The 22,030-nt window shown below is 70.0% G+C and carries 20 protein-coding genes; 7 read left to right on the top strand and 13 right to left on the bottom strand.

Features of this window, described 5'->3' with window-relative positions; genetic code table 11:
- Positions 1-8 precede the first annotated feature (8 nt).
- From SK803_RS04815 to SK803_RS04800, 4 genes are read right to left on the bottom strand one after another with little or no spacing between them, the layout of a single operon-like run.
- Entirely contained in the window at positions 9-1,217 is a 1,209-nt protein-coding gene (locus SK803_RS04815) for an ArsA family ATPase (protein WP_319964521.1), read from the bottom strand.
- Positions 1,214-1,654 carry an SRPBCC family protein gene (locus SK803_RS04810; RefSeq protein WP_319964520.1) on the bottom strand — a complete coding sequence of 147 codons (441 nt, stop codon included), beginning with the start codon at positions 1,652-1,654 and terminating at the stop codon, positions 1,214-1,216. Before SK803_RS04810 ends, SK803_RS04815 begins: the two co-directional genes overlap by 4 nt.
- A 23-nt stretch (positions 1,655-1,677) precedes the next feature.
- Positions 1,678-2,466: a metallophosphoesterase family protein gene (locus tag SK803_RS04805; protein WP_319964519.1), complete on the bottom strand. Its 789-nt coding sequence runs from the start codon at positions 2,464-2,466 to the stop codon at positions 1,678-1,680.
- Between the two features lie 59 nt (positions 2,467-2,525).
- On the bottom strand, positions 2,526-2,906 hold the full coding sequence (locus SK803_RS04800; RefSeq protein ID WP_319964518.1) for a polyketide cyclase / dehydrase and lipid transport: 381 nt from the start codon (positions 2,904-2,906) through the stop codon (positions 2,526-2,528).
- A 98-nt stretch (positions 2,907-3,004) separates the two neighbouring features.
- Between SK803_RS04800 and SK803_RS04795 the strand changes: the two genes are divergently transcribed.
- A complete protein-coding gene (locus SK803_RS04795) occupies positions 3,005-4,801 on the top strand; it encodes an AMP-dependent synthetase/ligase (protein WP_319964517.1) in 1,797 nt (598 codons plus the stop codon).
- 273 nt (positions 4,802-5,074) lie between these two features.
- On the top strand, positions 5,075-7,939 hold the full coding sequence (locus tag SK803_RS04790; protein ID WP_319964516.1) for an AfsR/SARP family transcriptional regulator: 2,865 nt from the start codon (positions 5,075-5,077) through the stop codon (positions 7,937-7,939).
- Here the strand turns inward: SK803_RS04790 and SK803_RS04785 are convergent.
- The 4 genes from SK803_RS04785 to SK803_RS04770 form a co-directional block, all read right to left on the bottom strand.
- Entirely contained in the window at positions 7,929-9,032 is a 1,104-nt protein-coding gene (locus tag SK803_RS04785) for a glycosyltransferase family 4 protein (RefSeq protein ID WP_319964513.1), read from the bottom strand. The genes SK803_RS04790 and SK803_RS04785 overlap by 11 nt on opposite strands.
- A gap of 10 nt (positions 9,033-9,042) precedes the next feature.
- The gene (locus SK803_RS04780; protein WP_319964512.1) at positions 9,043-9,810 is read right to left on the bottom strand and encodes a hypothetical protein; all 768 of its coding nucleotides are present in this window, start codon (positions 9,808-9,810) and stop codon (positions 9,043-9,045) included.
- A 10-nt stretch (positions 9,811-9,820) separates the two neighbouring features.
- Positions 9,821-10,771, bottom strand: a complete 951-nt coding sequence (locus SK803_RS04775; protein ID WP_319964511.1) for a C40 family peptidase — start codon at positions 10,769-10,771, stop codon at positions 9,821-9,823.
- Positions 10,772-10,889: 118 nt separating this feature from the next.
- Complete coding sequence (locus SK803_RS04770) at positions 10,890-12,236, bottom strand: NYN domain-containing protein (RefSeq protein WP_319964717.1); 1,347 nt, start codon at positions 12,234-12,236, stop codon at positions 10,890-10,892.
- A gap of 197 nt (positions 12,237-12,433) precedes the next feature.
- On the opposite strand from SK803_RS04770, the gene SK803_RS04765 reads away from it, so the two are divergent.
- Both SK803_RS04765 and SK803_RS04760 read left to right on the top strand, forming a co-directional pair.
- Entirely contained in the window at positions 12,434-14,134 is a 1,701-nt protein-coding gene (locus tag SK803_RS04765) for a DEDD exonuclease domain-containing protein (protein ID WP_319964510.1), read from the top strand.
- Positions 14,135-14,240: 106 nt separating this feature from the next.
- Positions 14,241-14,528 carry an Lrp/AsnC family transcriptional regulator gene (locus SK803_RS04760; RefSeq protein ID WP_030465012.1) on the top strand — a complete coding sequence of 96 codons (288 nt, stop codon included), beginning with the start codon at positions 14,241-14,243 and terminating at the stop codon, positions 14,526-14,528.
- A gap of 81 nt (positions 14,529-14,609) precedes the next feature.
- Here SK803_RS04760 and qcrB read toward each other — a convergent pair whose 3' ends face one another.
- Genes qcrB through ctaE form a run of 4 tightly spaced genes read right to left on the bottom strand, consistent with a single transcriptional unit; the run spans position 14,610 to position 18,876 of the window.
- Positions 14,610-16,274 (bottom strand): cytochrome bc1 complex cytochrome b subunit, encoded by a 1,665-nt coding sequence (gene qcrB / locus SK803_RS04755; protein ID WP_319964509.1) that lies wholly within the window; start codon positions 16,272-16,274, stop codon positions 14,610-14,612.
- Positions 16,271-17,395: a cytochrome bc1 complex Rieske iron-sulfur subunit gene (qcrA, locus tag SK803_RS04750; RefSeq protein WP_319964508.1), complete on the bottom strand. Its 1,125-nt coding sequence runs from the start codon at positions 17,393-17,395 to the stop codon at positions 16,271-16,273. The genes qcrB and qcrA overlap by 4 nt, the downstream gene beginning before the upstream one ends.
- Positions 17,392-18,204, bottom strand: coding sequence for a cytochrome bc1 complex diheme cytochrome c subunit (qcrC, locus tag SK803_RS04745; RefSeq protein WP_319964507.1), 813 nt, complete (start codon positions 18,202-18,204; stop codon positions 17,392-17,394). The genes qcrA and qcrC overlap by 4 nt, the downstream gene beginning before the upstream one ends.
- 60 nt (positions 18,205-18,264) lie before the next feature.
- Positions 18,265-18,876: an aa3-type cytochrome oxidase subunit III gene (gene ctaE, locus SK803_RS04740; protein ID WP_319964716.1), complete on the bottom strand. Its 612-nt coding sequence runs from the start codon at positions 18,874-18,876 to the stop codon at positions 18,265-18,267.
- 93 nt (positions 18,877-18,969) lie between these two features.
- Here ctaE and SK803_RS04735 point away from each other — a divergent pair, with 93 nt between their 5' ends.
- The 3 genes from SK803_RS04735 to trpD are packed head-to-tail and all read left to right on the top strand — an operon-like array spanning position 18,970 to position 20,892.
- The gene (locus SK803_RS04735; protein WP_319964506.1) at positions 18,970-19,383 is read left to right on the top strand and encodes a hypothetical protein; all 414 of its coding nucleotides are present in this window, start codon (positions 18,970-18,972) and stop codon (positions 19,381-19,383) included.
- Between the two features lie 45 nt (positions 19,384-19,428).
- Entirely contained in the window at positions 19,429-19,839 is a 411-nt protein-coding gene (locus SK803_RS04730; RefSeq protein WP_319964504.1) for a hypothetical protein, read from the top strand.
- A gap of 6 nt (positions 19,840-19,845) precedes the next feature.
- A complete protein-coding gene (gene trpD / locus SK803_RS04725) occupies positions 19,846-20,892 on the top strand; it encodes an anthranilate phosphoribosyltransferase (protein ID WP_319964503.1) in 1,047 nt (348 codons plus the stop codon).
- On the opposite strand, the gene SK803_RS04720 is transcribed toward trpD, so the two are convergent.
- Positions 20,889-21,959: a pentapeptide repeat-containing protein gene (locus SK803_RS04720; protein WP_319964502.1), complete on the bottom strand. Its 1,071-nt coding sequence runs from the start codon at positions 21,957-21,959 to the stop codon at positions 20,889-20,891. The two genes, trpD and SK803_RS04720, sit on opposite strands and share 4 nt — an antisense overlap.
- Between the last annotated feature and the right edge of the window lie 71 nt (positions 21,960-22,030).

Here is a 22,030-nt window from a genome sequence, read left to right as displayed (position 1 = left end):
GCTCCTGATCAGCGCCAGAGGGAGGGGTCGGGGCGGAACCCCACCGTCACGCCACCCGAGTCCATCTCCGCACCGGTCACGATGCAGCGCCTCAGCAACGACGGCAGCGCCACCAGCCGACGCCGGCCGTCGACGGTCAGCGCGAGGTCGTCGCCCACGCGCGCGAGGTCCAGTTCCGTGTCGTCGGCCAGCGGCAACGCGATCCGCAGCGAGTATCGGGCGTCGAGGCCACGACCGCTGCCCGACACCTCCATCAACGACTCCGAAACAGCGGAACCCGGCAGCGGGTCCGTGTCGCCGTAGAGCTGCTCGGCGACCTCCAGCAGCGCCGGCACCCCGACGGGCTCGGCCGCGCGGTGGTCGACGGTGCGGATCTCGCCGATCCCGGTCAGCTCGGCCAGCACGGCGTCCTGCTCGTGCCGGCGCGTGCGCAGCCAGGTGGCGGCGGCACCCCGTGCGGCACCCGGCGACGGCACCAGCCGGTTCGCGATCACGCTGTCGACGCGGATTCCCTGCAACGCCAACGCGGTCAGCGTGCGCCGGGTCTCGGCGGCCACCACGCGTTCGGGCGTCAGCACCAGCCGCACCGAGCACCCCGCGGGATCCGCGAGCATCGTGCGCAACGCGTCCAGCCGCTCGGCGAGCCTGCTCAACGCGTCCGCCGTCGCGTCCCACTTCTCGACCGTCCCGGTACCGGCGACCCCCGCCAGCAGCCCGCGAACCACCCGGCGGTGCGTCGGGAAGAGCCGTTCCAGATAACCGGCGAACGCCTCGGGCAGCGACAGCAACCGCAACGTCTCCGCGGTCGGACCGCAGTCGACGACCACGACCTCCCACGGGCCGCTGGTGGCCAGCCGCCGCACCTCGGCGAGCGCGAGCAGTTCCTCGACGCCCGGCAGCACGGTCAGTTCCTCGGCGTCGAGCTCGTCGACACCGGCGCCCGCCAGCACGGTGCGCAGATGCCCGCGCAGCTCGCCCCACGCCTCGTCGACCAGCCCGCGCGGGTCGATCTGGCACGCGAACAACCCGGCCGCACCGTCCACTTCGGATGGTTCGGCGCCCAGACGCACGTCGAGCGCGTCGCCCAGCGAGTGCGCGGGGTCGGTCGACACCACGAGCGCCTTGCGGCCGTGCGCGGCCAGTGAGGCAGCCGTGGCGGCCGACAGCGTCGTCTTGCCGACCCCGCCCTTGCCGGTGAAGAGCAGGACCCGGCTCAAGCCGCCTTCTCCGCGCGCTTCTTGAGCTCCTTGAGCGCGGTGTCGAGGATCAGCTTCTCGGCCTTGCGGCGGAACAGCCCGATCATCGGGATCACCAGCTGCACCGACAGCGTGTACGTGACCTTGGTGCCGGTGCCGGACGGCTCCAGCACGTAGCTGCCCTTCTGCGCCTTCTGCATGGTGCCCTTGACGAGCTCCCACTTCACCGACAGACCGTCGGCGGACCAGTCGTACTTCAGGGTGTACTCGTCCTTCACGGGACCCTGGTCGATCGCGAAGCGCACCTGCTGGGCACGACCGTCGGAAGCGGTGTCGAGGACCTCGACCTCTTTCATCCCGTTCGCCCAGTCCGGGTACGACGGGAAGTCCGCGATGATCGCCATGATCTTCTCAGGCGGAGCGTCGATGACGATGGACTGCGTGGACTCGTCGGCCATGAGTGAGGAGGTTACTCGCGTCTTTACCAGTTGAGGACGTGAGGCTTGCCGCTGCGCTGGAAGTGCCCGACGTTGATGCACTCGGTGTAGCCGACGCGCACTCGCCTGGCCAGCGGCTGGTGCACGTGCCCGAACACCGACCAGCGCGGACGTTCCCGCTCGATCTTCTCCAGCGCGGCCCGCGATCCCCATTCGGGACGGCGCGCGATGACGTCGTAGGTCAGTTCCGGAACAAGCGGCGGGATGTGCGTGCACAGCACGTCGACCTGCCCCATCCGCTCCAGCGCCGAAGCCATGTCGGCCTCGGTGCGCAGGTACGGGAACCACGGCGCGTTGGGGTTGCGCACGTGTCCGGGCAGCATCAGCCCGCCGCCCGCGAAGCCGAACCGCAGCCCGCCGATCTCCGCGGCCTCGCCGTCGAGCACGTGCACCCCGTCCCCGGCGAACTGCGGCCACAGGTGCGGACTGTCCACATTGCCCGGTGTCGCGTACGTCGGCGCGGTCATCGCGCTGAACAACGCGTGGTACTGCTCCAGCACCGCTTCTTCCACGACGGAGCGGGCGTCCGCGAGACCGTCCCACAGGGAACGGATGTAGCTCGCCGTGTCCGCGCGCTTGGTGCCGCGTCTCAACTCGGCGAAGATCCCCACCTTCTCGGGCCCGAAGACGCGCCCGAGGATCCCCTTGGAATGGTCGTAGTAGTCGACGAAGTCGATGAGGTCGCCGAGCACGACGAGCGCGTCGGCCCCGTCACCGGCGCGCGCGAGCGCCTCCGCGTTGCCGTGCACATCGGAAATCACGTGAACCCGCACGGTTTCCAACTTAGTTCACGAGGAACCGGGGTGGTTTCTGAGACGCGGGTCGAGCAAGATCACCCTTGCGGCGGGCAGCCAGGCGGACGACCGTCCTCCAGAGTCAGCTTCAGACCCAGAGCAACGGACTTCGCGTCGAGCTGGCGGCGTTGCACCTCACGGAGGGCGTTGCGCGGGGTGAACGCACCCGCCGGTGGATCAGCGCGGAGGAAGTAGTGCACCAGGGTGCCGTCGAGCATCGGCTCGAGCCAGACCTCCATGGTGCCGACGAGCGCGCCGCCGACGGTCCAGCGCAGCCCCTCTTCGCCGCGGTCGGCGTAGACGGCCAGTTCGAGATCCGGCCAGAAACCGCGCCACGACGAGGGCGAGGCGAAGGCGGCGGCGACCACGCTGGGTGGTACCGCCAGGAAGGTCTCGTCGACGACGTCCACGCTGGCCATGAGGACAAAAGGTAACGGAAGGGCGTACCAACCTTTGTATCGCCGGAATCACACGCTAGGTTTCCCCACCAGTAACATTTCACCGTACGGAGGTTGACGTGCGCGAGTTCAGCGTCCCCGCCACCGCCGCAGTGGCTCCGGAGGAGAACCTCACCGACATGGTGTGGGCCAACGCGGAGCGCTTCGGCAACGCCGTCAGCTTCCGCAGGCAGGTCGACGGCACCTGGATCGACATCACCGCGCGTGACTTCGCCGCACAGGTGATGGCAGTAGCCAAGGGCATGGTCGCCGCAGGTCTCGAACTGGGCGATCGCGTCGGGCTGGTCTCCAAGACCCGCTACGAGTGGTCGTTGCTCGACTTCGCCATCTGGGCTGCCGGCGGCGTGGTCGTGCCGATCTACGAGACGTCGTCGGCGGACCAGATCGAGTGGATCCTGTCCGACTCGGGCGCGACGGCGGTGTTCGTCGAAGCGCAGTCCCACCGCGCGATGGTGGACGACGTCGTCGGCAAGCTGCCCGAGCTGCGGCACGTCTGGCAGATCGACGGTCCGGCCGCCGCTGTCGACGAGCTCACCGCCCTGGGCGCCGAGATCACCGACGAGCAGGTGCACGAGCGCCGCGGTCAGGTGCAGGCGGACCAGACGGCCACGCTCGTCTACACGTCCGGCACCACGGGCAGGCCCAAGGGCTGCACGCTCACGCACCGCAACCTGCTGTCCGAGGTGCGGTCGGCGCTGTCGCGGTTCCCGGAGATCCTGACGGCGGGCAACTCACTGCTGCTGTTCCTGCCGCTCGCGCACATCCTGGCCCGCGCGCTGGCGCTGGCCTGCGTGTACTCGCGGGCGACGGTGGGCCACACGGCCGACGTGAAGAACCTCGTCGAGGACCTCGGCCAGTTCCGCCCGACGTTCGTCGTCGCGGTGCCGCGCGTGTTCGAGAAGGTCTACAACGGCGCGAAGCAGAAGGCGCACGCCGGCGGCAAGGGCAAGATCTTCGACGCCGCCGAGGCCACCTCGGTCGCGTACTCGAGCGCGCTGGACAACGGCGGTCCCGGCCTGGGCCTGCGGCTCAAGCACGCGGTGTTCGACAAACTGGTGTTCACGAAGCTGCGTGCCGCCCTCGGTGGTCGCGCGATCGCGGCCGTGTCCGGTGGCGCGCCACTGGGCGACCGGCTGTCGCACTTCTTCCGCGGCGCGGGCATCCCGGTCTACGAGGGCTACGGCCTGACCGAGACCTCCGCGGCGGCGTGCGTGACGTTCCGCGGCCAGGAGAAGGTCGGCACCGTCGGCCTGCCGGTGCCCGGCACGTCGGTGAAGATCGCCGACGACGGCGAGATCCTGATCAAGGGCGACATCGTCTTCACCGGCTACTGGAACAACGAGGCCGCCACCAAGGAGGCCCTCGAGGACGGCTGGTTCCACACCGGTGACATCGGCGAGCTCGACAGCGACGGGTTCCTCAAGATCACGGGCCGCAAGAAGGAGATCATCGTCACCGCCGGTGGCAAGAACGTCTCCCCCGCGCAGCTCGAGGACCGCATCCGGGCGCACCCGCTGATCTCGCAGTGCATGGTCGTCGGCGACAAGCAGCCGTTCATCGGCGCGCTGATCACCATCGACCCGGAGTTCTTCCCGTCGTGGAAGGAGTCGCACGGCAAGCCGGCGTCGGCCGAGGTCCCCGACCTGATCGAGGACGCCGACCTGCTGGCCGAGATCCAGGCCGTGGTGGACGATGCGAACAAGTCGGTCTCGAAGGCCGAGGCGATCCGCAAGTTCCGGGTGCTGCCGGTCGACTTCACCGAGGCGGGCGGCGAGATGACGCCGTCGCTGAAGCTGAAGCGCTCCGTCGTGGCGACGACGTACTCGTCGGACATCGACGCGATCTACGCGAAGTAAGAGGGTCTAATGCGCGAAAGGCCCAGGAGCTGAGAGCTCCTGGGCCTTTCGACCCCCAGCGATCGTGATCCGCAGGGCTTCTGCGGAACCCGAGAAGTTTGTTGCCCCGGCCCCCCGACCGGGACATGCAGAAGATTGCCGTACGACGCTGACGTATCGCTGACGCGCCGATGTCACTTCGCGACAGCGCGCCAATAGGCTGTCCGGTAGACGGGGATCGTCGGCGGCCGATCAGCTGCCGTGGATCGTTTGGCAGCGCACGAGGGGAAGGCAATGGCTTCGGGTCCGCAGTTCCGGCTGCTCGGCCCGCTGGAAGTGCGCCTGGACACCTCAGCGGTGGTGTTGCGCGCGGGCAAGCACCGGGCGTTGCTGGCGGCGTTGCTGCTGCGGCCGAACCGCGTCGTCCCCGTGACGGAACTCGTCGAACACGTGTGGGGCGACACACCGCCTGCGCGCACCCGTGGGACGTTGCAGACGTACGTCATGCGGTTGCGGGCGGCGCTGGGCGACCCGTCGTTGATCCAGACGGCCGCTGACGGCTACCGGATGCGCGTCGACCCGCTGGCCGTGGACGTGCACCGGTTCGCTGACGCGGCCGCGCGCGGGCGTGCGGCGGCCGCTGCTGACGACCTGCCGGCGGCGCGGAAGGCGTTCGCCGAGGCCTTGGAGCTGTGGCGCGGGCCGGTGCTGTCGGACGTGCCTTCCGAGACGCTGTACTCCGAGCACGCGCCACGGCTCAACGAGCTGCTGATGACCGTGCACGAACAGCGGATCGACGTGGAACTCGCGCTGGGCGACCACGCGGATCTGGTGCCGGAGCTGTTCGCGCTGACGCGGGACCACCCGTTGCGTGAGCGGTTCTGGGGACAGCTGATGATCGCGCTGTACCGCGGCAGCAGGCAGGCGGAGGCGCTGGAGGCGTTCCGGCAGCTCGACCGGACGCTGGACGAGCAGCTCGGCATCGACCCGTCGAAGGAGCTGCGGGCGCTGCACCAGGCGATCCTGGTGGGGGCGCCGGAGCTGGCGGCGCCGGTCGCGAGGCGGGAACCGGAACGAGCGCCCGCGTCGCCGATGCGGCTGCCGGACGACATCTCCGACTTCACCGGGCGCGCCTGGCACGTCGAACGCATCGCCGGGCTGATCACGGGCGGGTCGGTGCCGACCGTGACGCTGGCGGGACCGCCGGGGGTGGGCAAGACAACGCTGGCCGTGCACGTGGCGCACCTGCTACGGGACCGGTTCCCGGACGGGCAGCTGTACGTCGACCTGCGCGGCTACGCACTGGGACCGCCCGCGGACGGGATGGACGTGCTGTCGCGGTTCCTGCGGGCGCTGGGAGTGCCGCCGGACGAGATCCCGCCGGACGCGGACGAGCAGAGCACGATGCTGCGGTCGCTGCTGTCGGGCCGGCGGATGCTGCTGGTGCTGGACAACGCCTCGGCGCCGGACCAGGTGCGGCCGCTGCTGCCGGGGACGGCGTCGTGCCGGGTGATCGTGACGTCGCGGGACGACCTGCGCGGGCTGATCGCGATGAACGGTGCGCGGACCGTGCCGGTGGACGTGTTCTCGCCCGCGGAGTCGGAGTCGTTGCTCACCGCGCTGCTGGGGCCGGGTGACCACGCGGAGCTGGCCTCCCGGTGCGGGCACCTGCCGCTGGCGTTGCGGGTGGCGGCGGCCTATCTGGCCGGGCGTGACGACGTGACGATCTCGGGGTCGCCGATCGAACTCGCCCACGCCGCGCTGCCGCCGGCGCCGCAGCGGTTGTTCCGGCTGTTGTCGCTGGTGCCGGGACCGGACTTCACCGCGGAGGCCGCGTCCGCGCTGGCCGACGTGGACGCCGACGGCCTGCTGACGGTGCTGGCGATCGCGAACCTCGTGGTCTCCGCGGCTCCCGGGCGCTACCGGTTCCACGACGAGCTGATGCGCTACGCCGCGGCGTTGCGTGAGGAGTCGGACAGCCCTGCCGAACAGCAGGCGGCGTGGACGGCGTTGCTGAACCACTACGTGCTCGGGGTCGAACGCTGTGCCGAGCTGCTCTACCCCGGGATCGTGCGGCTGCCGTCGTCCGCCTCGGGTCCGCCGCCCCGGATCTCGACCTCCGCCGAGGCGCTGGCGTGGCTCGACGCCGAGCGCCCGAACCTGACCGCCGCCATCCGGCACGCGGCCCAGCACGGACCCGCGCCGCTGGCCTGGCAGCTGGCCGACGGGCTGCGCGGGTACCTGTGGATCGGCCAGCACGTCGGTGAGTGGCTCGCGACGGCGCACCACGGCCTGCAGGCGGCCCAGGCGTCCGGGCACCGGCCGGCCGAGGCGGCGATGCACGCGAACCTCGGCACCCTCTACCTGCGGCTCGGCGAGTTCGCGCGGTCCGTTGAGCACCACAACCAGGCGATCGAGCTGTACCGGGCGCTGGGCGACAAGGACGCCGAGGCGAGCGTGCTGAACAACCTCAGCCTCGTGCACCGCCGCTCGGGCGAGCTGGGGGCCGCGAAGGAGGCTCTGGTCCGCTGCCTGGAGATGCTGCGCTCGGAGGAGAGCGTCAGCATCGGCCTGCACAACCTCGGGCAGCTCGCGGTGGAACTCGGTGAGATCGACGGCGCGGTCGAGCACTTCTCCCAGGCGTTGGCGCTCGCACCGAACGCCGACAGCCACACCTATCTCGGTCTGGCGCTGCGCCTGCAGGGGCAGTTCGCCGAGGCGCGCGCCCATCTGGAACGCGCGTTGGACGTCGGCAACGTCCCCGCCGGCGAGGCCGAGACGCTGGAGAACCTCGCCGCGCTCGAACTCGCGTCCGGCGATCCCGATGCCGCGCTCGCGCTGGCCTCGCGCGCGCTGTCGCTGGTCGCGGACGGCGGGGACCAGCAGGTGGCGACGTCGGTGCGGGTCACGCTCGGCGAGGTCCGGCGCGCGACGTCCGACTTCTCCGCCGCGGCGGAGCTGTTCGAGCAGGCCCTGGCGACGGCCCGGCGGATCGGGTACGCGTCCGGCGAGGTGCGGGCGTTGATCGGCCTGGCCGTGGTGCTGGGGGATCTGGGGCGCCCAGCGGATGCTCGTTCCGCCGCCGAACAGGCCGTGCGGCGCAGCACCGAGCTGGGTTTGCGCGGCTTGGAGAAGCGGGCCCGCGAACTCAGCCGATGAGTCCTTCGAGGCGGTGCGCGAGCTGGTCCCACCGCCAGTTCTCGCTCACCCACTCCCGTCCGGCGCGCCCCATCTTGGCGGCCATCTCGGGATCGGCGAGCAGCGCGGCGACCTTGGCGGCGACGTCCGCGACGTCCCGGCCGTCGACGACGTTGCCGGTGGTGCCGTTGAGCACGGTCTCCGGTGCGCCGCCGGAGCGTCCGGCGATGACGGGCAGCCCCGTCGCGGACGCCTCCAGGTAGACGATGCCGAGGCCTTCGACGTCGAGGCCGCGGCCACGGGTGCGGCAGGGCATCGCGAAGACGTCGCCGGCGTTGTAGTGCGCGGGCAGTTCCTCCCACGGCACCGAGCCGGTCAGCACGACGTCACGATTGCCGGCGGCCAGTTTTTCGAGCGTTCCCCGGTACGGCCCGCCGCCGACGATCAGCAGAGCGGCGTCCGGCACCGCGCGCTGGATCAACGGCAGCGCGCGGATCAGCACGTCCTGCCCCTTGCGCGGCACCAGCCGGGACACGCACACGATCACCGGACGGTCCGCGAGCCCGTACCGCTGCCGGATCTCGGCGCGTGCGGCGGGATCCGGGCGGTACAGCTCGGTGTCCACACCGGACGGAAGGTGTTCCAGCGCCGCCATCGGGCCGAACGCCGCGGCGAACCGCGAACGCGTGTAGCGGCTGACGTAAGTCACGACGTCCACACCGGACCCGATGGCCCGCAACGCCTGCCGTGCCACCGGCAGCATCGACCAGCCGACCTCGTGGCCGTGCGTGCACGCCACCGCGCGGCTCAGCCCGAGCGACGGCGCCAGCAACGCCAGTGGTGCCGCCGCGCCGAACCACGCGGCGTCGCACGACTCGGCTCGGGCGATGTCGCGGGCGCGGTTCAGCACGTCCGGCGTCGGCAGCATCAACGACGTGGGATGCCGCACCACCGGGAACGGTTGCTGCGCGTCGAACTCCTCCGCGCCCTTCCACTTCGGCGCGTACACGACCAGGGATTCCGCGGGCAGCCGTGTCGCCAACGCGTGCAGGTAGGACTGGATGCCACCGGGGCGGGGCGGGAAGTCGTTGGTCACCAGCAAGGTTCGGCGCACGAGCCCAACGCTATCCGATGCTCGATCTCAGGAACTCGCGCCAGCCCGCCACGTCGACGTCACCGAGGTCCACAGCGGACATCGCCGCGTGCCGCAGGAAGAAGTCCACGACACCGCGCTCCCCCAGCCGTGACTCCAGGTAGACCATGATCGAGTACGCCTGCTGGTAGGCCAGGTCACGCCCAGGACCGCCGAAGTCGGCGGGCAGCGCCGAGACGTCCGAGGTGAGCTTCGGCGCGGCCTGACGAAGCGACAGCCCCAGCCCGTGGAACGCCACCCAGTCCGCGAACCCCTCCACCAGCCACAGCGGCGCCGAGTCCGACGTCAGATCGCGCGTCGCGACGTGCGTGATCTCGTGCCTCAACAGCACGCGCAACTCCGTGTCCGTCAACGGCGCCGCACGCACCCGATTGATCACCACGCGCTGCCCGGCAGCGTCCCGAATCGCGACCCCGGCCATCTCCGCGAACGCCGGCCCGACGAGCGACACCAGCTCCGAGTCGGACGCCGGCACCACAACATCGACCCGGCGCGCCCAGCTGATATCCAATATATCGGCCACGCCGCGCACCGACTCGTCCAGCAGTCCCGACACCCGCCCGGCCAGCTCGGAATCGCACGAACTGGCGGTCACCGTGCCCGCCGCAACCTTCTGAACAGCCTCTTTGCAATGGACAGTTTCGGTCGACGGCAACTCAACGGGCCGTGTTGCAACGCTGAGACCCAGCAGGAACGTCATGGCGACGGTGATCGCCAGCAACGCCCTGAGGTATTTCACCGGCGCAACGCTAGCCCTCGATGCGCCGAATGGTCGCGATGGGCCCGATGGCGTCGATCGGTGCGATCTTCACCGGCTGCCCCTCAGTGGAGGCGTGCACGGCGCGTGCGTTGTCGACGGCCATGGCGACGTGCGACCGGCTCGAGTAGTAGACGATCAGGTCGCCCGCACGGATCTCGGGCCGCGTCACGACGCGTCCGACAGCAGCCTGTCCGCCGGACGTGCGCGGGATCGAGAACCCGGCCGCCGCGTAGGCCTTCATCGTCAGCCCGGCGCAGTCCCACTCGTTCGGCCCGGTGGCGCCGTACCTGTACTCGTCCCCGCGCTGCGCCAGGGCGAACGCCAGAGCCAGCCCCGCCACCCCGGCGGGCACGCCGATCGCCGACCGGTCACCCGGATCACGCAGCTGCGCGGCGACGGGGGCGGGGAGCCTCGGCAGCGCCGCCTTCACCTCGGCGATCTGGGCCTGCAACGCCCGGTTGCGCCCGTCCAGGTCACCCTTGAGCTTCTCGGCGGAGGCGGTGGCCTCAGCGGCACGGGTGCGGGCCTGTTCCGCCACCTGATGCGCCTGGCGGGCCTTCTCGACCGCGCCGGAGAGCCGGGCCAGCGACTCCGCCTTGTCGGCGGCCAGCACCCGCATCATCTCCAGGCGGTTCAGGAAGTCCTGCTGCGAGTCCGCCACGAGCAGCGCCGACAGCTGGTTGAACCGCGCACCCTCGAACGACGCCTGCGCGATCAGGTCGACCTGGCTCTGGAAGTCGCCTTCCTCGGACTTGGCCTGCCGTTCGATCTGCTGCGCCGCCGCGACGGTCGCGCTCGCGCGGTCGAGCTCGGCTCGCCGCTGGACGAGATCTTCCTGCGCGCGCAGGACTTCCTCGTTGAGCTTCGTGGCCTGCGCCGTCAGATCGGCGTACTGGCGTGCCGGATCCGCCGGCTGCGCCGCCAGAGAAACGGCCGGCATGACCGAAAGCAGCACCACAACCAGAAACCCATGGGCGATTTTGCGCGACATAAAGGTCGCCGATCCCCTTCGCGAGAACAACACCGTCAAGATCGACGGGCGTCAGGCTACCGGGTGATCAAACGCGCCCGAGACGGGCCAGCAACACAGCGGACGGCACCGGATGCGCACCGCGGCGACGCACCGAATCCGCGACCGCGCGATCCGACGTCACCACCACCACAGGCCGCCCCTCTGGCTCCGCGGTGACCAACGCCCGGATCACGTCGTCTGCCAGAACACCGGGGTCGCTGAAGAGCACGCGCACGCCACGAGGCGCCGCCGCGGGCACTGCCACCACCCCGGCGCCGTCGAACACCAACGTCACCTCAGCGCCCGTGCGCGCCGCCAGCACGGCCAGCTGGTGCACGAGCCGATCGCGTTGATCCGACAACGACAGCTCGGGATAGCCGGTCTTCGTGACGTTGTAGCCGTCGACCACCAGGTGCACCGCCGGCAACGCCAGCAGCCGGTCGAGTGCCGCGGGGTCCTCCACCCGTCCCACGGCCCCCTGCGACGCGCTGGCGCCCCGCACGAGGTCGGCAGGACGCGGTCCGGTGCCGCCTCCGAGAGCCAGTTCGCGGCGCAGGCCCGTCACAGCGCCGTCGAGGGTGTCCACGAGCAACGCGAGCCGCACCTCATCCGCCTGCCTGGCCTCCCGCGCGGACTGCCGGGCGACCTCGGCGTCCGCGATCGCCCGCTGCGCCTTGCCCCGCTCGGTCTCGGCCCGTTCGCGCTCCCGGTCGCGCTCGGCGGTGATGCGCTTGACCTCGTCCGCGGTGCGCACCTGGATCCGTTCGACCTCGGCGGTGGCGGCTTCGGCGGCGTCCTTGGCCTCGCGCAGCTTCACGCCCTGCTCGCGCAACCGCTTGCGCAGGCGTTCCAGCTCGATCTCGGCGTCGGCGCGGACGCGTTCGGAGGCACCGTCGAGCTGACTGCGTTCGGCCTTGAGCCGGTCCAGCTCGCTCTCCAGCCGTTCCGCGCGCGTCACCGCCGCGTCGCGCTCGGCCCGCAGCGACGCGTCGCCCACCCGCCGCGTCACCAGCTCCACGTAGTGCAGCGCGACGTCGTCACCGGTCAGGACGGCCGCCGCGGCGGCCGTCACCGGATCCGGCGACGTCACCTCCAGCGTCGACGGCCTGTTCTTGCGCAGCCACTCCACGACAGCGGTGCGGAAGTTCGCCGAGTCCCGCAGGCCGGCGACGACCTGCGCGCCGCCCAGCCGCGCCCGTTTGGTCGGGGCGAACCTGGCCACCGGGCGCAGATGCTGCGGCACGTCGACCTTCGCCATCTCGCCCAGCGCGTCGGCACCCAGCTCCGCGAGCCTCACCCGCAACGGCTCCGGCAGGGCCGACCAGTCCACAGTGGAATCTTCTGTGGACTCGCCTGCCTCCTCGGCAGGCTGGTCGAACTCGGGCTCGGGCATCGGGTCGGGCACCCCAACAGGCTAGAGCCCCCGCGCTTGAGCAGCGCACGGACGTGTCCACCCTTCCCCGCAACGATCTGGAAAAGATCACCTGCTGATCACTCGAACAGAGCAATCGCAGGTCAAAGCACCCGAAAATGACGCACTGAAACGATCACCGCCGAAAATTGTCAGACCCCGTCGCTAACGTCAGCGCCGTGACCGGTCAACTCTCCTTCGACGAGCTCGGCACGCCCCTGCGCGACACGACGTTCGTCGTCTTCGACCTGGAGACCACGGGCGGGAGTGCCGAGGAGGACGCCATCACCGAGATCGGCGCGGTGAAGGTGCGGGCGGGCGAGGTGCTCGGCGAGTTCGCCACGCTCGTCGACCCCGAGCGCGGCATCCCGCCCATGGTGGCGCAGCTGACCGGGATCACGCAGCTGATGGTGACGGGCGCGCCGAGGCTGGACACGGTGCTGCCCGCGTTCCTGGAGTTCGCCGCCGGAGCGGTGCTGGTGGCGCACAACTCGGGCTTCGACATCAGCTTCCTCAAGGCCGCCTGCGAACGACACGGCTACCGGTGGCCGAAGCCGTCGGTCGTCTGCACGGTGAAACTCGCGCGCCGCGTCCTGAGCCGCGACGAGGCGCCGTCCTGCCGGCTGTCGGCGCTCTCCGACCTGTTCCACACCTCGACCAAGCCCACCCACCGGGCCCTGGCCGACGCACGAGCGACCGTCGAGGTTCTGCACGCGCTGCTGGAGCGCGTGGGCAACGTCGGCGTGCACTCCCTGGAAGAGCTGCTGGCCTACCTGCCGGAGGTGACACCGGAACAACGCCGGAAGCGCTCCCTGGCCGCCCACCTGCCGTCCAGGCCGGGCGTCTACCTCTTCCGCGGCCCGAAGGAGGAGGTCCTCTACGTCGGCACGGCCTCGGACCTGCGCCGTCGCGTCCGGCAGTACTTCACGGCCAGCGAGGGCCGCCGCAGACTTCGCGAAATGGTCGCGCTCGCCGTGCGCGTCGACGCCGTGGAATGCGCGCACCCACTAGAGGCCGAGGTACGCGAACTACGGCTGTTACGCGCCCACCGTCCCGCCTACAACCGCCGATCGAAGAACCCGCACCACGCGTGGTGGCTGGTCCTGACCGACGAGCCGTTCCCACGCCTGTCGCTGGTCCGAAACCCGCGCGACGGCGCACTGGGCCCGTTCCGCACGCGCCAGGCCGCCGAGTCGGTGTCCGCCGCGCTGCTGGACGCCGTGCCACTGCGCTCGTGCACCATCAAGATCCCGGCGACCAACCAGCGAGCGTCCCCCTGCGCCCTGGCCGAACTGGACCGCTGCCAGGCACCGTGCGCCGGCCGCCAGACCGTCGACGAGTACTCCCCCGCCGTGGTGGCGGTGCGTGATCTGGTCGTAGGCCGCAGCGCCGATCCGTTACGCGCTCTCATCACGCAACTGGGCGGCCTGGCCTCAGCCGAACGCTTCGAGGAAGCCGCCCGCCGCCGCGACCGCCTGGCAGGCCTGGTCCGCTCGCTGGACCGCGCCCAGCGCCTGGCGGCCCTGGCCGCACTCCCCCAACTCGTCGCCGCCCGGCCGGACCGCGAGGGCGGCTGGGAGTTCTCCGTCGTGCGCTACGGCCGCCTCGCCTCCGCCGGCGTCGCTCCCCGCGGCACCCGCCCGATGCCGGTGGTCGACGCCCTCGTCGCCTCAGCCGAGACGGTCGTCCCGACGGCAGGCCCCCTCCGGGGCGCGCCACCCGAGGAGACCGGCGTCGTCCTGCGCTGGCTCGACCAGCCGGGCACCCGCCTGGTGTACGCGGACGAACCCTGGTCCTCCCCCGCCGGTGCCGCGGCGGCATGGGTCCCGTGGGCCGAACAGGCCGCGGACGCCCGCCCTCTCCACGACTGGCGAAGCTGACCCCGAACCACCCACGCCGGCAGCGACGTCCTCACGTCCGCGATGAGCCGGTAGGGCAGACTACGGATGCTTTAGACACCCGTGCTGAGACCCCGAGGAGGACGCCGTGGTCACCGCCATCGTGCTGATCCAGGCCGCCGCCGAACGCATTCCCGAGGCGGCGCAGGAGATCGCCGACATCGACGGAGTCACGGAGGTGTACTCCTGCGCAGGTGACGTGGACCTGATCGCGCTGGTGCGGGTCAGCAAGCACGAGGACCTCGCCGCGCTGGTGCCCGGCAAGATCAGCAAGGTCGCGGGCGTGCTGAACACCGACACGCACATCGCGTTCCGCAGCTACTCGAAGCGCGACGACGAGGCCGCCTTCTCCATCGGCCTGGACGACGCCCAGTAGGCACCCAGCAGGCCGCGACCGGCGCAACGAAAAGCCCCCGTGAAGGTTCACGGGGGCTTTTCGCATCTGTCTGGACGAGAACTAGGCCTTCGGGTCGGCCGGCTTGCCCGCGAGCTCGCCTGCCTTGTCCTCGGCGCTGATCTCCTCGGAGACGTGCTTCTTCTTGCGCGCGTTCTCCAGCGCCACGGTCTCCTCGACCGGGTCCGGCGACCACGTGCTGCCGGCGACCGGGTGACCGGCCGAGCCGAGCTTGTTCATCTTCTTCGGCACCGCCGCGCCCTGGTAGGCGAGCGGGATCGGGTGGCCGTGGTCGTCCACCGGGCCGAGCGGCTGGTGGATCTCGATGAACTCGCCGTGCGGCAGGCGCTTGATGATGCCGGTCTCGACGCCGTGCTCCAGCACCTCGCGGTCGCCGCGCTGCAGGCCGATGCAGATGCGGTAGGCCACGAAGTACGCGATCGGCGGCAGGACCAGCATGCCGATGCGGCCCATCCACGTCGTCAGGTTCAACGAGATGTCGAACTGGTACGCGAAGATGTCGTTGCCGCCCATGAGCAGCAGGACCATGAAGTACGTGATCGCCATCCAGCCGAGCGCGGTGCGGACGGGAACGTCACGCGGGCGCTGCAGCAGGTTGTGGTGCGCGTAGTCCTTGGTCATCTTGCGCTCGATCCACGGGTACGCGGCCGCGATGCCGGTCAGCAGGGGCAGACCCAGGATGAACGGCAGGAACGCGGCCGGGATCGTGTAGTTGCCCAGGTAGAACTCCCACGCGGGCCAGATGCGGACCAGGCCGTCGGTCCAGCCCATGTACCAGTCGGGCTGCGAGCCGGCGGAGATCTGCGCGGGGTTGTACGGGCCGAAGTTCCAGACCGGGTTGATCTGGAAGACGCCACCCATGATCGCGATGACACCGACGACGATGGCGAAGAAGCCACCGCCCTTGGCCGCGAACACCGGCATGATGCGGACGCCGACGACGTTGGTCTCCTTGCGGCCCACGCCGGGGAACTGCGTGTGCTTCTGGTACCAGACCAGCGCGAGGTGCGCCGCGATCAGACCCAGGATGATCGCCGGGATGATCAGGATGTGCGCGGTGTAGAGCATCGGGATGATGTCCGTGCCGGGGAACTCCCCGCCGAACATCAGCCAGTTGATCCAGGTACCGACGACGGGGAACGAGATCAGCAGCGCCGCCATGACGCGGAGGCCGGTGCCCGAGAGCAGGTCGTCCGGCAGCGAGTAGCCGAGGAAGCCCTCGATCGCGCCGAGCATGAACAGCAGAATGCCGATGACCCAGTTGATCTCACGCGGCTTGCGGAACGCGCCGGTGAAGAAGATCCGGAACATGTGCACGACGATCGCCGCCATGAACAGCAGCGCCGCCCAGTGGTGGACCTGGCGGACGAACAGACCGCCGCGCGTCTCGAACGAGATGTCGAGCGTCGAGGCGAACGCCCGCGACATCTCGATGCCGCGGAGGTTCTCGAACGCGCCGTTGTAGGTGACCTCGGTCATCGACGGGTCGAAGAACAGGGCGAGGTACGTGCCCGACAGCAGCAACACGATGAAGCTGTAGAGCGCGATCTCACCGAGCAGGAACGACCAGTGCGTCGGGAAGACCTTGTTCAGCTGTTTGCGCAGGCCGGAGGCCGCGTGGTACCGCTCGTCGGCAGCGTTGGCCGCCGCCCCTGCGACGCGCGCGGCCGCGTTGGCCGGCTTCGTCGGCGTGGTGATGGCACTCATGACTTCCGCTCCCAGAACGCCGGACCCACAGCCTCGATGAAGTCGCTGCGGGCAACCAAGTATCCGTCTTCGTCCACCGTGATCGGAAGCTGTGGCAGAGGACGGGTTGCCGGACCGAACCGCGGCTTGGCGTACTCGAACACGTCGAACTGCGACTGGTGGCACGGGCAGAGCAGCAGACCGGTCTGCTGCTCGAACAGTGACGTCGGGCAACCCAGGTGCGTGCAGATCTTGGAGTACGCGTACAGGTCGCCGTAGTTGAAGTCTTCCTGACCGGCCCGCTTGGTGACGTTCTGGTTCGGGCGCATGCGGATGAGCATGACCGGCGCGTCGGCCCGCTTCAGGGCCGCGACCAGCGCGTGCTCGTCGTCGCGCTCCGACTCGCGGAACGGGAACACCGTCTCGAAGCCGCCCGGCTCGACGTCCTCGGGACGCACCAGGGAAACGTCGTGGAAGTTGCCGGTGTGGCGGCGGAGGTAGACCTTCTCGCCCTTTTCGGCCTTCCAGCCCGTGTGCCACAGCGAGTTCTTGGTCTCGCTGTCCGCGTGCGGGTTCTTGATGAGCGCGCCCAGCGGCACGGCCGCCACGCCCAGGCCCAGCACGCCGGCGCCGAGGCCCGCGGTGCGCTTGATCAGGCTGCGGCGGGCGATGCCGCTGCGCTCACCCGCGTCGGCGAGCTCCGCGACCAGCGTGGCGCGGTCGACCTCGGCCGACGGGCCGTCGTGACGCTGCTGCACCGCGAGCTCGTCGGGGATGAACTTCTTGGTGTAGAGCAGCGCGCCCACGCCCAGGGCCACCACCGACAGGCCCAGGAACAGGCCGATCAGCGGGTTGTAGAGCAGGTGCAGCAGGTGACCGTCGGTGTGCGGGGCCTCGTACTGCCACGGCCAGAACAGGAACACGCCGAGGAACGCCAGACCCGACAGCGCGGAGATCATGAACCACAGCGCGACCAGGCGCTGGGCCCTGCGCTCGGCGCGGGTGCCGGGGACCGGGAACTTCTCCTCGTAGTGGACGAGCTCGACGCCGTCCATCTTGGTGCCGAGCTTGACGAGGTCGTCCCGGCTCATCTCCGCGAGCTCTGCCTCGCTGGGCAGCTCGATCGGCTTGTCGCCGCTCATGCCTTGGCTCCGATCCAGAGGGTCACGCCGATGAGCGCGGCGATACCCACGATGAACGCGATCAATCCCTCGGAGACGGGTCCGAACCCGCCCAGGGGGTTACCGCCGGAGTTGTTGTTTCCGTCGGTGACCGACTTGACGTACGCGATGATGTCTTTCTTCTCTTCCGGCGTGAGCTGGCGCTCGCCGAACTTCGGCATGTTCTGCGGGCCGGTCAGCATCGCCGTGTAGATCTGCTCTTCCGACACTCCGTCGAGCGCCGGCGCGAACTTGCCGGACGACAGGGCGCCACCACGGCCCGTGAAGTTGTGGCAACTGGCGCAGTTGAGGCGGAACAGCTCGCCACCGCGCGCCGGGTTGTCGCCGCGCAGGGCCTCACCGGACTCGGCGGGCTTCTTCGGGCCCTCGCCGCCGTTCGCGGTGATGTAGGCCATCAGCGCGTTGATGTCCTCGGGGGACAGCTTCGCGGGCTTGCGGATGGCCTGCGCCTCCTGCCGCGCCATGGGCATGCGGCCGGAGGAAGTCTGGAAGTAGACCGCGGCGTCGCCGACGCCGATCAGGCTCGGCCCGCGGTCCTTGACACCCTCGAGGGACTTGCCGTGGCAGCCCATGCAGGTGTTCAGGTAGATCTGCTCGCCCTGACGGGCCAGAGCGTCCTGCTGCTGCGCCTGAGCGGTCTGCGCCTGGGGCGCGAACGCGGCGAACAACATGCCGGCGCTGAGCAGGGCGAAGCCCAGCGCGAGCAGGCCTGCGACCCGGCGACGCAGCTTCGTGCGGGCGCCGCGCGGGCGTTTCGTAGTGGTGGTCATGGTGTGCGGCAACCCTTGCTGTCAGTTCGGGAGCTCTGGCTTGGCTGCGTGCCGACTAGGTCAGGGCACGATGTAGATGATGGCGAACAGGCCGATCCACACGACGTCGACGAAGTGCCAGTAGTACGACACGACGATCGATGCGGTGGCCTGTGCCGGCGTGAACTTGCTGAGCTTCGTCCGGATCAACAGGAAGACGAACGCGATCAGACCGCCGATGACGTGCAGGCCGTGGAAGCCGGTCGTCAGGAAGAAGACGGTGCCGTACGCCGACGAGGGGATGGTCGTGCCCTCTTCGACGAGGGCGACGTACTCACCCGCCTGACCTGCGACGAAGATCGTCCCCATGATCAACGTCACGATGTACCAGCGACGCAGACCGAAGACGTCGCCCCGTTCCGCGGCGAACACGCCCCACTGACAGGTGAAGGACGACGCGACCAGGATGATCGTGAAGACCGACGCATAGGGCACGTTCAGGTGCGTGGGCGGGGGCGGCCAGTGCTCCGCAGTGTTCTGGGCCTTCACCGTGAAGAACATGGCGAAGAGGCCAGCGAAGAACATGAGCTCGCTGGACAGCCAGACGATCGTGCCGACGCTGACCATGTTCGGGCGGTTCAGCGAGTGCACGCGCTGGCCGATTGAAGGCGCTGCCGTGGTCACGGGCAGCATTATTGCCTGCGCTATTTCCGTCCGCCCATCGGGTCCTGGGCGGATCATGGGTCGGCTGGGTCACACAGCCGGTGATCGCGAGGAGATCAACGGATGGGTTCGCTGGGCCGATTGCGGGACTTGCTGTCGAAACTCCTGGACCGACAGGACGAACCGGCGTTGTCGATCGACGACCCGGCGCTCGTCGTGGTCGTCGAGGCGTTCGACGTCGTGGAGGCGGACTCGGCCGCCCTGGCCCGCTCTCCGCAGTGGCGCGCGGACGAGCTCGCGGTGCTCCGGCACCACGTGCGCATCCCTCCTGACCAGGTAGAACGCGCGCGGGAGCTGCTCACTCTGGACGGCTGGGTGCTCGTCGCAGGTGATATATCGCATATCAGCCGGGTGCAGAAGCTGGACGCGTTGCACTGCGCCCAGGAGCGGTCTCGGATGGCCTCGCTCGCCCAGCGGCTCGGCGGGGAGGCACTGGGGTGGGACGCCCTGCAACCGGCGCGGGAGACCGCCCGATAGCATCACGGCGACCTTGGTCACGCAGTCGCAGCGGAGGATCTCGAGATGAGCACGCAGACCACGAAGATCCTGGTGTTCAGCCACCGGCCCGAGGTGCGTGAGACGATCATCACTGCCGTCGGCCGCCGTCCGGCGCCGGACCTGCAGCGCGTCGACTACGTCGAGGCGGGCACCATCGCCGACGTCCTCTACGAGGCGGACAACGGCACCGTCGACCTGCTGATCCTCGACGGCGAGGCGCAGCCGACCGGTGGCATGGGCCTGTCCCGCCAGCTCAAGGACGAGATCACCAACTGCCCGCCGATCGTCGTCGCGGTGCGCCGCAAGGACGACCGCTGGCTCGCGACCTGGTCACAGGCGGACGCGGTGCTCGTGCACCCGCTGGACCCGCTGGCCGCCGCCGAGACCGTGGCCGAGGTGCTGCGGGGCTCGGCTGTTCCTGTCGTCAAGGGCTGATCCCGCATGAGCGCGAGCGAGCGCACCTGGCCGATGCTGCTCAACAGACTTCTCGACGGCGTCGACCTGACCGCGGACGACACGTCGTGGGGCATGGACCAGGTCATGTCGGGCGAGGCGACGCCCGCGCAGATCGCGGCGTTCATCGTCGCGTTGCGCGCCAAGGGCGAGACGCCGGAGGAGATCGACGGCCTCGCCACGATGATGCTCAACCACGCCCGGCGGTTCGACGTGGGCGTGCGGGCGACGGACATCGTGGGCACCGGCGGCGACCATTCCGGTTCGGTGAACATTTCGACGATGGCCGCGATCATCACGTCCGCCGCGGGCGTGCCGGTGGTGAAGCACGGCAACCGGGCGGCGTCGTCGCAGTGCGGCACGGCGGACGTGCTGGAGGAGCTGGGCGTCGCGATCGACCTGCCGCCGGACGGCGTGCGGGCGACCGTGGCCGAACTGGGCATCGGTTTCTGCTTCGCGCCGGTGTTCCACCCCGGCTTCCGGCACGCGGGCCCGGTGCGGCGCGAGATCGGCATCCCGACGTCGTTCAACCTGCTCGGCCCGCTCACGAACCCGGCACAGCCCCAGGTCGGCCTCATCGGCTGCGCCCGCGCCTCCGCGGCACCGCTGATCGCCGGCGTGTTCGCCCGCCGCCGCAACACCGCGCTGGTGGTGCGGGGCGACGACGGCCTCGACGAGATCACCACGACCACCACGACGTCCGCGTGGCTCGCGCAGGACGGCGAGGTGCGGGTGGAGACCATCGACCCGGCGGTGCTGGGCGTGAAGCCCGCGCGTGAGGAAGACCTCAAGGGCGGCAACGCCTCACTCAACGCCCAGGTCGTCCGCGACCTCGTGGCCGGCAAGACGGGGTCGGTGCGCGACGCGGTCCTCGTGAACGCGGCCGGGGCCATCGCGGCGCACGGCGGCTTCTCCGACGACCTGCACGCCGACCTGACGGCCTCGCTGAGCCGCGCGGCCGAGGCCATCGACTCAGGCAGGGCGGCCACGCTGCTGACCCGCTGGGTGGAGCTTTCCCAGTCGCTGAAGGGCTAGTGCTCTTCGCCGGGCCGAGGCTCCGGCTCCGGCAGGAGGACGGGCACGGGCACGACCCGTGCCCACCCGTCCTGCGCGGACCCGACCTCGACGAGCCAGCCAGGCGGCCATGACGGCTCGTACTGCCCGACCCGCTGGTGTGCGTTCGCCCGCACGTCGCGCATCCGGGCGAACGACGTGAACGCCGCACCCTCGAACACGGTGCTGTCGGTGTGGAACGCCGCCGCGTCGAACCACGCCACGTCGTCGAAGCGCGTACGCGTGAACCGGACGTCACCGGTGAACTGCGCCAGGCCGAAGTGGGCCACGGTGCGGAACCTGGCCTCATCGAAGCTGCAGTAGTCGAACTCGGCGCTGGCGAACTGGGCGGGCCCCGCGAAGTCCGTCTCGATGAACACGGCCTTGCCCTGGAACTTCGCGCAGCCGAAGCGCGCCAGGCCTTCGAACCGAGCCCGGTCGAACCAGACGTGCGAGACGAACTCCGCCCCGAGAAACCACGCTTCGTCGTCGAACATCGTCTCGATGAACTGCACGGGCTCCGTGAACCGCGTGTGACCGAAGGAAGCCCTGGACTCGAACCTGGCCCGGTCGAACGTCGCTCCGGCCAGGACAGCCTGGTCGAACGATGCGGGTCCGACGAACCGCGCACCCGCGAAGTTCGCGCCGCCGGCGTAGCACTTGCTCAGGTCCACGTCGACCAGGACCGCGCCGGTGAGATCGATCGTCAGGTCCTGGTCCGGGTTTCTCAGCAGGCCCGCGAGCACTCGTTGAGCGACGAGCCGCACCTCGCGCTCGTGGTCGGGCCGGGGATGCCCGCCGAAGGACAGGCGCAGGTAGTCGCACAGCTGGTCGGCCACTCGCTGCCGATCCGCTGGATGGTCCCGTGCAAGCCTTTCGAGAGATCGCACGCCGCCCAGCCGGACCGTCGCGTTGTCCGAGCCGAGCTGGTCGATGACACGGGCGTGGTCGGCGAGGGACGCGCCGGTGGCACGAAAGGCTGCGCTCAGGATCGTGCTGAGGCCCGCCGGCACCGTCACCGAGATTCTGATCTGAGGGCCTTCCACCACGTGCGGAGCCTAACGACCGAGGCGTGGCAACGCTTTTCCTGCCTCTTTCGTCACGCGTCGTCGTCGATGCG

The organism is Lentzea miocenica, from assembly GCF_033949945.1.
In the GTDB taxonomy this organism is placed as follows: domain Bacteria; phylum Actinomycetota; class Actinomycetes; order Mycobacteriales; family Pseudonocardiaceae; genus Lentzea; species Lentzea miocenica.
This window is presented reverse-complemented; position numbering and strand designations above follow the sequence as displayed.